The sequence below is a fragment of the Mycoplasma tullyi genome, from assembly GCF_014068355.1.
GTDB lineage: Bacteria > Bacillota_I > Bacilli_A > Mycoplasmatales > Mycoplasmoidaceae > Mycoplasmoides > Mycoplasmoides tullyi.
The window spans coordinates 597580-612832 of record NZ_CP059674.1; the positions used below are offsets into that span (position 1 = coordinate 597580).

A 15253-nucleotide genomic window follows, 5' to 3' on the forward strand; every position below is an offset into this window, starting at 1 on the left:
GAATTATTTGTCTCCAAAGTATTTTTTAGCAACTGCTTTTTGTTCAACTAAGTTGTCAGTCATAGTTGCATAAGTGTGATCAAATACATCATCAACAGTTGTTTTGATGTGTTGAAGCATTACTTCGTAATCTTCAGCAATCTTAGCTTCGATTTGTTCGAACATTGTTTGTTCTTTAGCTTCGTCTCAAAGACCCTTAGCCATTAAGAATTTCTTAACTCTTTCAATTGGGTCAGATTTTTTAGCTTCTTCTTCTTCTTGTTTAGTTCGATAAACTGAAGGGTCATCTGAAGTTGTGTGAGGACCTTGGCGGTAAGTTACGAATTCAACAAAGATTGGACCCATACCACTTCTAGAGTATTCAATAGCTTCTAGCATTGCATCATAACATGCTAATAGATCGTTTCCATCTACTCTTACTCTTGGCATATTAACAGCAATTGCTTTAGTTGAGATATCACTAACTGCACTTTCAAGGTGGGTTCTTGTAGAGATCGCAAATTGGTTGTTGTTTACACAGAACACAGTTTGTCATTTGTGAATTGCAGCCATGTTCATAGCTTCATAGAATTCACCTTCAGCAGTACCACCATCACCGATGAAAGTAACAGCAGCTGCTCTTTCTTTATTTTGTTTTAATGCATAACCAATTCCAGCAGCTTGAGAATATTGCGCACCAATAGTAATGTTAATTGGAATAACTCTTACACCTTCATCAAAAACGTTACCCTTTTCATTACCGTTTCAGTAAAGCATTTGTTGGTAAGGTTTAACCCCTCTGTGAAGCATTAAAGCACCTGATCTGAAAGCTGGTACTAATCAGTCTTTCTTAGTCATTGCTAATGAAGTACCTAATTGTAATGCTTCTTCACCTAAGTTAGGTGCTAATGTAAGCATCTTACCTGAACGTTGTCAAGTTAACATCTTCTTATCAAGTGTTCTTGATAAGTTCATGTAGTAATAAGCTTCAATTACTCTTTCGTCTGATAACTTTTGTACATAGCTAGGATCGATGATTCGACCTTCGTTATCCATTACTCTATGTAAAAGTTCAGGAATTTTGTTTTTAACAATAATTGCCATATTTAATCTTTTTTTCCTTAAGTTTGTTTGAATTTAATTGTAATTTAATAATCTTTAAAACTATTTTTTAATGCTTTCTTTGAAGTAATTTAATCCCAAAGCTTGTAGAATTGCACTAATGATAAAGTTAAATGGTTTGTTGTAGTGAGGTAAGAAGAATACATCAGCAAACGCAACATCAACTAATGTTAATTTTCTTTGAATTGCTAATGCTAAGAAGTAAATAACTTCTGAGTGGTTGTTTTTAGTTGAACCTACTTGAGCACCTAATAATCTTAGCGTCTTAGGATCATAAACTAATTTAATCTTCACTCTGTCATAAGTTTCCATTCATTCTGGACGATCAGAGTCTTCAAAGTAAGAAGCAGCAGCTTCAATACCACGGATCTTAGCAACTTCTTCTGAAATACCAGTTGAAGCTAAGTGGTGACCAAATACGTGGATTGCGTTAGTACCAACAACGTTTTCTAACTTAATGTTGTCCATACCATTTATGTGAGAAGCAGCTACAACCCCAGTTTTAACTGCGTTAGTTGCTAAGTCGATGTTTTGGTATTCTCCAGTAGCAGCGTTCATAATCGCAGCTGCACCACCGATTGCATAAACATCCTTAACAGAAGTTTGACAATATTGGTCAATAATTAAAGCACCATTCTTAACTTTGTGAGCATCTGGAATAAGTGCAGTGTTTGGTAAGAAACCAATACATTGAATTACTAGATCAGCTTCAACTTTAGTTTGAACACCGTCTTTTTCTAAAGTAATTCCACGGATCACTTTCTTGCCACCTTCAGTGTCAACTAAGTATCCCATTACTTTAGTTCCACATCTAACGTCAACTCCTTCTTTTTGCATAGTTGTCATTAGATCAGCACCAAATTCTTTATCAAAGTAGTTAGCAGCTGGTCTAGGTAACATATCAACTAATAGAGTTTTCTTACCTTTTTGGTGAGCAGCTTCAACTAATTCAACCCCAATATAACCAGCACCAATTACAACGATGTTATTAACACCTGGTTTGTTGAATTGATCAATGATTTCTAAAGCGTGTTGGTAAGTTTTACAAGCAACTAAACCTTCAATTCCTCCACAGTATTTTTCAGTGAATGGAAGACTAGCATCAGCTGTGGTAATTGGTCAAGCACCAGTAGCTAAGATTAATTTGTCATAACTTTCTTCAAAAGTTGTGTCTTTTTCTAAATTTTTAACAACAACAACTTTTCTATTGTGATCCACTGATAACACTTCGTGGTTCATGTGGATTTTAGCACCCATTGATCTAAGTTGTTCTGGGTTTGAGTAGAATAGATCAGTTGTATCTTTAACTACACCACTAACAGCTAAAGCAATACCACATCCTAAGAATGAGATATTGTCATTGCGGTCGAATGCTACTACATCTAATTTAGGGTTTTCTGCCAACATTGTACGAATCGCAGACGTACCAGCGTGGTTAATTCCTACTACAATAACTTTCATTTTATATATTTATCCTTGTGAATTTCTATTCTAATAAAATTTTAATAATAGATATATTAACTATAATTTAATATTATTTTTAAACCAGTTTTTTTCAAAACAAAATCTGAAAATTGGTAGAAGTATCTACTTCCTTATTTTCTTGTAGATATTGACAAATAAAATAAATTATTTAGACAAACGAACTACATCACGCATAATCATGATTTCTTCGTTTGTTCTTACTTGATAAACATCAAGTTGGCTGTTGTTATCAGATAGTTTTCTGTAATCTGAATACTTTTGTTCAAAGGCTTTTGGATCAAGTGAAACTTTTAATAAGTTAACTTTGTTAACTACTTCTTGAACGATCAGGCTTGCATTTTCACCAACACCAGCAGTGAATACTAAACCATCAATCGGTGCATTGATTTGGTTAGCATACTTAACGATGTAATCAGCAACTCTTTGAGTGTAGATATCTAATGTTAATTGGGTTTTAGGTAAGTTACTTGTAACATCTCTCATATCAGCATAAGTTGATAAACCTAATAGACCTGATTTTTTATTTAGATCATCAATTACTTGATCTAAGGTTTTATTTGTTTGTTTAGAGATGTATTGCACTACAGATGGGTCAATATCACCACTTCTAGTACCCATTACTAAACCTTCTAATGGAGTGAAACCCATTGAAGTGTTGATTGATTTTGAATCTTTGATTGCAGCAATTGAAGCACCATTACCTAAGTGACAGATAACTAGGTTAACCGCTTTTTTATTTAATAGTTCTTCAAAACGCTTAGTTACATAACGATAACTGGTTCCGTGATAACCATATCGTCTAACTAAGTGTTTTTCTTTTCATTCAGCTGGAATTGCATATTCATATGCAACTTCGGGCATACTTGTGTGGAATGATGTGTCAAATACAGCTACGTTTTTAGCAGCTGGAATTAACTTTTGCACCACATCAATTACATCAGCTTCTGGTTTGTTGTGTAATGGTGCAAGTTTAGCTAATTCATAGATTTTTTCAAGTACATCAGGAGTAATTAAAACTGAATCAGTTCAATAAGCACCTTGTACAACACGATGACCAACACCTACGATCTCATCTAATTCTTTTATTACATTATGTTTTTTTAATGAATCTAATAGATGAGTTAAAGCTTCTTTGTGAGTAGGAAAACTCGCACTACCTTCATCTTTTACACCATCTTCAAATTCATATTTAAAAGCACCATCAATAAAGATTCTTTCACATAATCCTTTAGCTAGTACTTTTTCATTAGCATCATATAGTTGAAACTTAATTGAACTAGACCCAGCGTTAATTACTAAGATTTTATTCATTGCTATCTGTCCTTGTCTTTTGTTTTGTTAAAAATAAATATCTTTCTAATCATAAAATAACGATTTATTAAGACATTAATTTTTATCGCTTATTGGTTATCATATTGATAACAATAAATATTATCCGATCCTAACGTCTTCATCAACATATGAGTAATTCCACCTAATGGCATCACTCTTAACTCAAGAAAGGATTGAGGTACTTACTCCTAATTGTCCAATAATCATTAGTGCAATTAATAGTACTAGTGGTACTAAGTTTATTGAAGTTAGGTATGAAGTGATACCGACTGATAAACCTACTGTACCATAACCTGAAGAGTATTCAAAGAATACGTCCATGATGCTAAATCGCGCTTCTGGAACAGCAAAATCTAGAGTGATCTTAGTACCTAATGCTGCAACGATTAAAAAGATTGCACTTAATAAAGTAATTAGATAAGCATTATTAACTGTTTCAGGCGGGATGGATCGTTTGAATAATCTTACTTGTTTATAACCTTTGAATTTTTGGAAGATGGCAACCATCACTAGTGCAAATGTGGTGGTTCTTACACCCCCTGCGGTTGATGAAGGCGCAGCCCCAATAAACATCAATAAGCTGAGCATTAATTTTGAAACATCGGTTAAGTTGTACATACTAATCGTTGCAAAACCAGCAGATCGAGTTGAAAAGATCATGAACCACAAATTGAAGACATAATCAAATTTAGGATATTTCCCATAAATTGTGTGATACAGATCTTCTGGTGATTTGATGTTTAATGAAGGTTCAAATTGAAGATTATTCTTTAATGATTCTTCAAAGAATTGTGAAGTGACATTAAATGAACTATTTTTACTTAATAGTTCGACTGGTGCCACAATTAGGATTGGCAACGTTAATAAAATTGCGGATGTTATTAACGACAATTTAGTAAAGATACTAAACTTATATTTCAATTGATTTTTATAAAGCTTTTTGTATCTAAGTTTTTCATAGATATCAAAGATTGTTGGATAACCAATTCCTCCAATAAAGAACTGGGTAGCAGTAATAAATAATAAAACAAGATGTTGGTCGTTTCTAAAACTAGATAAAGAAAAAGGGCCAAAGATATCAAATCCGGCGTTGTTTATTGAAGAAACTGAGTGGAAAATTCCAGCTCAGATAGCTGCTCCAACATTATGAAATGTAAAGAATTTTTTATAAGGATTGTCAACAGTGATTTGAGAAGCTTTGAAATCAACCAACGAACTATTAACGTCGGTATTTTTTAAATCCAGAATATTTTGTTGTTCAAAAGCAGGAACGAAATAAAAATACAGGGCATAAAAGATTGCATAAACAATCTGAAAGATCATTACTGCAGTAACTGCAACTATGATTGTTTTAGAGGTCGTTGATATTTTTTCACCACCACGTTCAGATTGAAGTAATAAGGTTTTTTCTAGTGATGAACGATCTTTAAAAATCTTGGCAAAGACTTTTCAAATCATATATCAGAAAACTACGAAACCCACTCCACCAACTTCAATCAGAACAGCTAAAATTACCTGTCCAAAAATTGTATAAGTTTCTCGCACTACCAGCGTTGATAAACCAGTATCACTGAACGCAGAAGTAGCTATAAAAAATGAGTCAATGAACGAATATTTAGCTTTTTCAATTAACGGTTTAGCAGCTAACCCTTGAAACGTAATATTAGTCACTTTTTCATACGTATCACTATATCTCAAAGATATCGGTAAATACAATAGAATTGATCCGATTAAAATGAAATAAATATAGAAGTGAGCAATCTTCTGACTGATAGTTTCACCAATAAAAATGATCCTTAATCACTTAATGACTTTTTCTTTTTTATTGAGTGAATTTTTGCGTTTTTTACCGTTAATATTTAACATTTTAATTATTTGCGTCTATTTCGGTTGGGTTAATTTCGTTCTTAACAATCTCAACAAGTTTAACTTTTGTTTCTTCATCATATTCTAGATATTTAACAGTCATGAAATCGTCATGATAAATACCATCTTCAAATCTTGCATTCTGTTCAGTGTTGTTATTGATATAGTCTAATAATTTTAGATTTTTCTTAACAGTAATATTTTTATTTATGTATTTGTGTAAGAAGTACTGTGCGTTTATTGAAGAGTCGACCATTCAAGTGTAAGCATTAATTTCTTGAACTTGACCTACTTCATCTTGTTCGTCATAGATTTGACCAACTAGTTGTTCAAGTAAATCTTCCATGGTAATAATTCCAATTGATTCATAATCATTAAAATTATTAACAACTATTGCGATCTGAACCCTTTCACGCTTCATTAGATACAGCACTTTATCTAATTTGTAATCAGTTAATACGTAAATTGGTTCACTTAAGTATTCAGTTCAATTATCTTCATCCTTGTTTTCAACTATACTTAGATAATCTTTTAAGTGTAAAACGCCTATGGTTTTGTTTTCATCATTGATGATGGGTATTCTTGAAACGTTATCTGCTAAAAACCTTTTTTTGATCAAACCAATTGAACTATGCTCATGAACATAAATAACTTCTTTTCATTTGGTATATACCTGTCCAATTAAAGTTTCGTCAAAATTAATGGCATTTTTAATTAATAATGCTTCATCATTTTCAAGAACACCCTCATTCTTAGCTTCGTCAATAAAGAATGTTACTTCTTTTTCGCTAGTTTGTGTTTTTGAATATTTTTTAAAGATCTTAGATATTAAATAGGTAATCGGCAATACCAAATAATAAAAGAAGATCATTAAAAAGCTAAATAATAGAACTGTTTTAATCGGTCTAAATTTAGCTATTGATTTAGGTGTTATCTCACCAAAAAATAAAGTTACAAAAGTTGTTACGAATACAGCCAGCGAAGAACCAACAGCCTGATTATCAACAATCCTATTAAATAGAAGTGTTGAAAGTGTTGAGATAATAATATTCGCTATATTATTACAGATCAGAATTGTTGATAGTGTCAACGTAAAGTTTTTAATCAACTTATTGATGATCTTCGTTCTTAACTTCTTTTGTATATTGTGTTCTTTTATATATCCATTTCATTTAAAGCTAGTTAAACTCGTGAATGCTGTTTCTAAAGCAGAAAAGATCACAGAAATGAATAAAAAAGCGAAAATTAGCACTCCATATATTACATATATGGCTATAGAACTATTATCCGTGACTATGGACCTACCGCCCGTGACGGATGAACTCTCTTCAGATGTCATATAATTTAATATTTAAATTATAGATAATTATATTATATTTAACCTCAACAGAACACTCCCTAGGACCAAACAGAAATTTACGATTAAATTTTATTTTTAATTGTTGATCATCTAGATAACATAATCATCTACTAAATATTTAAAAAAACTTCTTATTGATTTGTTCTAAAAATATTTTGTATTTGAACCAACTTTTTATACATTTTAAGTGTTTAAGCCCTTCTCGCTTTACAGATATAAAACTTATTAAAAGAACAAAAAAATAAACAGTAATTGTCTATAAGATCAATTACTGTTTATTTTGTTTTTATAAATTTTTACCGTATATTTTTAATTTTTTAAGAAACGGTTCTCTTTAAACTTTGAATAGTAAGTTTATTGGTTGCAGCATCAATTAAACATACATATGATTTATTTTTTTCAAGTTTATCTTCGATTATTTTTTTCGCTAAAAAATTCTCTACTTCTTTTTGAATGTATCGTTTTAATGGTCTAGCACCAAATGCTATATTAGAACCGTTTTTTACAACGTTTTCAATAACTGATTTATCAAACACGATGTTAATTTGTTGTTCTTTAATACGGTTACTTAAATCACCTAATAATCTTTGAGCTATAGCAAACAGATCTTTATCATTTAATGCCTTAAATGTGATTATTTCATCTATTCTATTTAATAATTCAGGTCTTAATCTTTTCTTTAAATCATCAAGCGCTTTAGGTGGATTGTTAGCTAAAATATGTTCAGCACCTACGTTTGAAGTCATGATGATAATGGTATTCTTAAAGTTAACTAATCTGTTGTGATTATCTGTTAATTGACCATCATCTAGGATTTGAAGTAAGATGTTTAAAACGTCTGGATGAGCTTTTTCGATTTCATCAAATAGAATTACAGCATAAGGTTTAGTTCTTATTGCATCAGACAAAACACCTGGTTGATCATAACCTACATATCCTGGGGGTGATCCAATTAGTTTATCTACTGAATGTCTTTCCATAAACTCAGACATATCAATTCGAACCATCGCTTTTTCATTATCGAATAGACAATAAGCTAATTTTTTAGCAACTTCGGTTTTACCTACACCAGTCGGACCTAAGAATAAGAATGATCCAATAGGACGATTAGGATCATTGATTTGAGCTCTACCTCTTAGAACAGCATCTGAAACATTTGTTATTGCATGATCTTGACCTTTAACATATTTAGCAAGATCGTTTTTAAGCTTTAATAGTTTTTGTTGTTCAGAAGCAACTAACTTACTTAAAGGAATCTTAGTAGCTTGTGAAATTACTTCAGCTATTTCAACTCTAGAAATTGAAGTTTTTATTAAATTGTCGGTAAATTCGCTCAATTCTTTAGTTTTCTTTTCGATTTCTTCTTGTCGCTTTGGAATTTCTAAATAAAGTAATTTAGATGCTTGTGTATATTCACCCTTAGCTTGTAATCTTTCGATTTCAGCTGTTAAATTAGTAACTTCTTCTTTTAATTTATTAATGCGTTCGTAAATAGTTTTTTGTTGAGTTCATTTAACTGTTAATTCATTTTGTTTATCAGTTAATTCTTGAATTTCTTTTTTTAATTGATCGATTCTTCCGAGTCTAACGTTAGAGTGATTTTCTTTCTTTTCACGTTCTAGAGCAGCTAACTCAGTATTTAGATGAATAATCTTTTGCTTAATGTTATCTAATTCTGGTGGTAGTGAATGAATTAATGTTTTGATTTTAGCTGCAGCTTCATCAATTAAATCGATTGCTTTATCTGGTAAGTATCGATCTGAAATATAACGTGCAGACATTTCAACAGCTGCAACTAATGCATCATCAAAAATTCTTACCTTGTGGAATGCCTCTCATCTTTCTCTAAGCCCACGCATAATTGTTAATGCTTCTTGCTTAGTAGGTTCATCTACAAGAATTTTTTGCATTCTACGTTCTAGTGCACCATCTTTTTCGATGTACTTACGATATTCATCAATTGTTGTTGCACCGATCACTTTAATTTCACCACGAGCCATCATTGGTTTTAAAATGTTAGCAGCATCCATTGCTGAATTTGATGAATTCTTACCCATACCTACAAGTTGATGAATTTCATCAATAAACAAGATCACTTTACCATTAGAATTCTTAGCTTCTTTTAAGATCTTATTTAATCTTTCTTCAAATGAACCTTGGAATTGCGTCCCTGCAATTAATGAAGATAAAGATAATTCAACTACTTCAACATCTTTTAAATTATCAGGAACATCACCATTAACGATTTTTCTTGCAAAACCTTCTACGATTGCTGTTTTACCCACTCCGGGTTCACCAATTAAGACAGGGTTGTTCTTATTTTTTCTACTTAAGATTTCAATCAATCTTCTTATTTCTTCTTCTCTACCGATCGTAGGATCAATAGTGTTTCTAGCAATTTCATCGTTTAGATTACGTGAATATTTACTTAAAACATTTTTTTCTTCTGTTGGAGTAAAACTAGCAAACATATGTACACCTCTCTTCGTCTAATAAGTTAATTATAACAAAAAATTAGCACTTAGGTGGTGAGAGTGCTAATCAATTGAAATGATTGTTATATTAAGGCTATAGCCTTATTTTTTAATTAAAGGATGCCACGAAATTTGCTAATTGCATCTTTTGCAGCTTTAATTTCGGCTTTGTGCGTGTTTGAATCTTCTCCTTCACCATACATGATAGTACCTGCGTAAAGACTCACTTTATGAAGATTATTTTGTCGATCAAATGTTCTTTTATAATGAATTTTTGTATTCGATCCAGTTGAATGAATTATTTCTTGGAAAATTGACTTATAATCGGTATTTTCAGATAACAGACCTTTTTGGTAATAACCTATGATCGTATCATTTAAGATCTTTCTTACTGCATACTCACCTTGATCTAAATATACAGCTCCAATAAACGCTTCAAAGATATCTTCAAGGATTTTAGGTGGTAAAGGTACAGCTTTTAGTCCTTCACCAACCCTAATATAATTAATTAACTCTAATTGAATAGCTGCTTTAATTAATGTGCTTGATTGGATTAGTTTGATGCGATCTTTAGTCATTTCACCTTCAGATGAATCTGAATGATTGAATAAATATTCAGCAACTATTTTATTAATGATCGCATCACCTAAAAACTCTAATCTTTGATAGTTGTATTTTAGATGCATTTCATTGGTATACGAATTGTGCGTTAAAGCTTCTTCATAAAGTCCAATGTTGTTTGTAACAATCTTGAATTTCTTTAATAATAATTCGATGTCTTTTGCTTCCAAATTAACATAAACAACAAGTTTGTCATCGTCAAGATTCTCATTAAGACCTAAACGATTTTTTTGTTTCAAATTAGCGTAAATAACTGGGTAATTATCTTTGATGAAATTGCTAATCTTAACAAGATTCTTATCAGAAATATTCTTATTGCTTAATGGATTATTTTTAGATTCTTTTTTTGAATCTTCTTTTTTTTCACTATCGTTATTTTTTTGGTTTAAAGTTTCTTGTTTTTGATATTGTTCCGGTTTCTTTTTATTGTTATCGTCTTTTGATTTATCAACAGATTTTTTTTGGTTATTATTATTAATCTTTTGTTGATTTTTATTTAAATTTACCGTATTATTTGAATTATTTCTATTTTCTTGTGGTTGTTTTTTATTTGCTAAATTGTGTTGAACTTGACTAGTTTTAATTTCTGTTTTATTTACTTGTTTGGTAGCTTCTTGTAATTGTGGATTTTCTGTTTTCTTAGCTTTATTTTTTTTAGAACTATCTTTTACATTAACTTTTGTTTGATTACTTGTAAAGTTAGCACTTAGAGGTGATTCAACAAGCGTGCTTTTAGATGGTTTTTGTTGGTTTAAAGATTTTGTTTGTTGATTATCATTTTTTTGTTCAACGTTTTTTTGGGCTTGATTATTAGAATTCTTTTGATCAGGTTTTGCTGATCTATCCTTGTTATTTTGATAGCTAATAACAGAAGATGACTCTACATCCTTACTTTTAGATGGTTTTAGTTGTTGATTATTATTTTTTTGTTCAACATTCTTTTGAGCTCTATTCTTAGAGTTTTTTTGATCAAGTTCTACTGATTTCGACTGATTATTCCTAGAGTTAACAACTGTAGGTGATTCAGTAATCGTATTTTTAGATTGTTTAGACTGATTTAAAGATTTTGTTTGTTGATTATTATTTTTTTGTTCAGTATTTTTTTTAGATTGATTATTCGAGTTCTTTTGATCAAGTTTTACTGTTTTAGATTTATTGTTTTGTGAGTTAATGTCAGAAGATAATTCTTCAACAATACTTCTTGGTTGCGTAGATTGATTCAAGAGTTTTGTTGGTTGTTTATTATTCTCTGTGTTGGTTACATTATTCTTCTGATTTTTTTGATTGTTAACAAATTTGTTATTTGCTTGTTTAGCTTCTTTTTGATTATTGTTTTTAGGAGTTAAATTTTGTTGTTGAGATTTAACTTTTTGATCTAGATTTTTGTCAGAATTAGGAGCTATTAAATTACTTTGTTTAAATGTTTCAAAACTTCTTTTGATAATTAAATTTATAGCTGTTTTTGCCGTAGATTTATCCAAATTTGTATTAACTTGAACTTGTTTGTTAGCTACTGATTTCTGATTTCTGTTCTCTTGTTTTTTATTATTAGAAAAGTTATTATTGTATCTTCTTTGATTTCTATTTTTATTAACTTTTTTATTAGCTTGTTTATTGTTATTATTTCGTTTTTTAGAACGATTTTTTACAGTTTCCTCAGATCTAATTTTTTTAGCTTCTTTTTCTTGAATTTCTCTGATTTTTTTATCGTAATCAGGATCGTTTAACGCCACTGGTTTTTCTGTGTGCTTTCTACCCGTAACACCTAATTGATGTAAAAACTTACTAGATTTAGGCGCCATTTTAAACATTCTTGGCGTCGGTCTTTCTGTCTTAGGCTCTTCGGTTTTATTTTTGTTATGTTTTGATCTTCTATTTCTTCTAAAATGATTTGGTTTTTTTGTCTTTTTTGTAGTATTTTTCTCTGTATTATCCATATAAGAATAGCATTAATGCTTTGTATAAAAATTAAATAGATTGGATGAGAATTTACTAATTAATTTAATTCAAAAAAGTCAAAGAATCTTTTGTAATTTTCTCAATTAAATTATTTAATAAACTATCGTGCGCTAAACGAATAGTTGAATAAAATTGTTTAGCATCAGCTGAACCGTGAGTTTTTAGAACTAATTTATTTAGTCCTAGTACAACAGCACCAGCATTATTTTTATAATCAAATGTTTTAGTAATTTGATATATAACGTTCGCTGAGAACAAAGCCCCCAGTGGATTTATTTTATAATTTTTCTTTAAAATTTTACCAACTGACTTTAGTGCACCTTCTAATGATTTAAGCACTAAATTACCAGAGTAACCATCACTAACTAATAGATCACATTCACCATCAATCAATCCTCGTGGTTCAATGAATCCTAAGAAATCTAGAGTTTTGTCGTTTTCTAGTAGATTATAAGCAACTTGGTGGTATTCAAATCCCTTGTTTTTTTCAGTACCAATATTAAGTACACCTAACCTAGGTTGATAATTAAGCACATTATTAATAAAGATATTAGCCATCTTACCTAGATAGTATAGTTCTTCACCCGTATATTCTTTATTAGCACCAACATCTAAGAATCAAAAACCTTTCTTAGTTACTGTTGGCACATATGACATGAACCCGATCTTGATTTTAGGGTGAATCTTACCAAGCAAATTATATGTTAAAGCAACATAAGCACTTGATGATCCTGCTGATACAATCGTATCAACTTCATCATTTTTTAATAGTTCAATTGTTAGATACATTGAACTATCTTTTTTACGATAAGCAGTTAAAACCGAATCGCTCATACTAATTTCATTAGTAGTATGAACGATTCGATAATTTAAGAATTTCTTATTTTCAACTAGTGGTTTGATCTGTTTTTCATCACCAACTAAAACAAAAGATAAATCTTTGTGAGTTTTAGCATATTTAATTACAGCTTTAACAGCTTCACTAACTGAGTTTTCAAAACCCATGCAATCAACTGCGATTCTAAACATTATTGCACACCGATGTAATATTGGTAGAGTTTTTGTGCACCATTGATTGCTTCACAATAGATACCAAACTTCTCTGAGATCAGTTTAACAATTGTTCTTACTTCAGAACTTGTTGTATTCTTACCATAGATGATTAAAACTAGTTCAGGTTTTTTAACCTCATCAATTAGTTGAGATACTGTATCTAGTAAACATTTATAAATATCGCTATCACTAACGATAATTTTCTTCTTCATTACTCCAATGTAATCACCTTTGTGAACTTGAAGATGAGGATATTTAATGTTTTTTACAGATGTTGAGATAAATGCTGATCCAGTAGATTTGATAATCTTGTTTAAAACTTTAACGTTGTTTTTAAGATTATCTGAACGCATGTAACCACTAATTGCACTTAATGATTCAATAAAGTTTTGACATGAGATCAGTTCACAATTAATGTATTTTTTTAATAATGAGATTGCTTCTCTTGCTGATAGTAATAAGTTCGTATCATCAACAACGATAATCACATTCTTAGATTTAACGCTATAGATATTCTTAACGAAATCTTTGATTGTTGGATTACCAGTAGCTGATGTATCAATAAACTGATCAACATCATAGTTTTGCACGATCATTCTACCAAGAACTCGTGAAGGAACAGTAGCAATAATAGCGGTTTCATTTTTAAAGTTCTTAATCTTAGATAGATCAATATCCATTAAAAGATCGATAGGTTTGTTTTCTGACTTATTCAGATTACTGTCATCTTGCTTACGCTCAGTAACCTGTTTGTTCATGTTTTCGATCTTAACTTTTAAAAACTCACCATAAACTTGAGCGTGTTTTAAAACTATATCTGGAGTTAAAGTGTGAGCGTGAAGTTTAACGATCCCTTCACTTTCATCGTTAATTAAAACTAAAGACTCAACATCTTTACTAATTTCTTTTTTAAATTTTTCTTCGTTAAATTTGCTCTTAGTTTGATCGTCTTTAGCTTTTAATCCTAGTTTTAATAAGAACTCAGTACAATAACCATGACCTTCTTCAACTAATTCTTGTTCAGCTTTAGCTGATAAAGCTTTCTTATTAGTAAATTGCTTATCATCATTAAGTACTGAAAAATCTTTGGTTAGATCAGTTAACATTCCTTCTAAGAATGAAACTAAACCAAATCCACCTGAATCAACAACTTTAGCAGACTTAAGTGCTGGTAACATCTTAGGAGTTTGCTTAAGTGCATCTTTAGCAAACTCAGTTGCCATCTCAAACAATTGTTCAACTGAACTGATTTCGTCTTGTTTTTCTAAAAGTTGTTCAGCTGTTAATCTAATAACAGTTAAAATAGTCCCTTCGACGGGTGATTGAATCACACTATAAGCAACCTCTTTAGCTTCTTTAAACGAATTGATTAATTGCTTAATATCAACTTCATCACTCTCAGGTAATGACTTGGTAAACCCTTTAATGATCTGACTAAAGATCACCCCAGAGTTACCACAAGCATTCATGAATAATCCAGTCGCAAACACTTTTCCCAAGTTTTGTAATGAACTGAACTCTTGATCACTAATAGCATCAACACCACCCTTAGTAGTGATCTTCATGTTTGTTCCTGTATCACCATCTGGAACAGGGAAAACGTTAAGGTTATTAATGTATTCATAACGATTAAAAATTACATTATAACCTTCAATGAACATCGATTGAAGTTGCTTGGTATTTAACGTTTCTGAAGCCATAAAAAAATCTATCCTTTAATTTCTTTAATAATTACATTGATAAAGTACGGATGATGATCATCCCAGCGTGATAGTTCATAATAGATCATGCTTTGAGCCATTAAACATACCTGATAGGGTCTAATGCCTAGCTTGCAAACAACTGTGATCGTAATTGTGTCCTCATCGATCTCGATATCATCATCGCTCAGTTCACTAGTTATTCCTGGTACTAATTTGATGATTTCTTTTAACCAACCCTTGATGAGATCATCATTATATATAGTTTTAGTTGTTTCCATTTAGGTAATATTTTACCAAAT

The 15253-nt window shown here is 30.8% G+C and carries 10 protein-coding genes; all 10 read right to left on the minus strand.

What is annotated here, in order from left to right; translation table 4 throughout:
- Nucleotides 1-3 precede the first annotated feature (3 nt).
- Complete coding sequence (pdhA, locus tag H3143_RS02420; protein WP_182078625.1) at nt 4-1083, minus strand: pyruvate dehydrogenase (acetyl-transferring) E1 component subunit alpha; 1080 nt, start codon at nt 1081-1083, stop codon at nt 4-6.
- Nucleotides 1084-1143: 60 nt separating this feature from the next.
- On the minus strand, nt 1144-2562 hold the full coding sequence (locus H3143_RS02425) for an FAD-dependent oxidoreductase (RefSeq protein WP_182078626.1): 1419 nt from the start codon (nt 2560-2562) through the stop codon (nt 1144-1146).
- Nucleotides 2563-2730: 168 nt separating this feature from the next.
- Nucleotides 2731-3897 carry an acetate kinase gene (locus tag H3143_RS02430; protein ID WP_182078627.1) on the minus strand — a complete coding sequence of 389 codons (1167 nt, stop codon included), beginning with the start codon at nt 3895-3897 and terminating at the stop codon, nt 2731-2733.
- A 120-nt stretch (nt 3898-4017) separates the two neighbouring features.
- Complete coding sequence (locus tag H3143_RS02435) at nt 4018-5784, minus strand: TrkH family potassium uptake protein (protein ID WP_182078628.1); 1767 nt, start codon at nt 5782-5784, stop codon at nt 4018-4020.
- A gap of 1 nt (nt 5785) precedes the next feature.
- Nucleotides 5786-7123, minus strand: a complete 1338-nt coding sequence (locus tag H3143_RS02440) for a CNNM domain-containing protein (protein ID WP_182078629.1) — start codon at nt 7121-7123, stop codon at nt 5786-5788.
- Between the two features lie 338 nt (nt 7124-7461).
- Nucleotides 7462-9615, minus strand: coding sequence for an ATP-dependent Clp protease ATP-binding subunit (locus H3143_RS02445; protein WP_182078630.1), 2154 nt, complete (start codon nt 9613-9615; stop codon nt 7462-7464).
- Nucleotides 9616-9731: 116 nt separating this feature from the next.
- Complete coding sequence (gene rnc, locus H3143_RS02450; protein WP_267128819.1) at nt 9732-12176, minus strand: ribonuclease III; 2445 nt, start codon at nt 12174-12176, stop codon at nt 9732-9734.
- Between the two features lie 64 nt (nt 12177-12240).
- Nucleotides 12241-13227 (minus strand): phosphate acyltransferase PlsX, encoded by a 987-nt coding sequence (gene plsX, locus H3143_RS02455; protein WP_228444766.1) that lies wholly within the window; start codon nt 13225-13227, stop codon nt 12241-12243.
- Nucleotides 13227-14951, minus strand: a complete 1725-nt coding sequence (locus tag H3143_RS02460; RefSeq protein WP_182078632.1) for a DAK2 domain-containing protein — start codon at nt 14949-14951, stop codon at nt 13227-13229. The genes plsX and H3143_RS02460 overlap by 1 nt, the downstream gene beginning before the upstream one ends.
- Before the next feature lie 8 nt (nt 14952-14959).
- A complete protein-coding gene (locus tag H3143_RS02465; protein ID WP_182078633.1) occupies nt 14960-15232 on the minus strand; it encodes a hypothetical protein in 273 nt (90 codons plus the stop codon).
- Nucleotides 15233-15253: the final 21 nt, after the last annotated feature.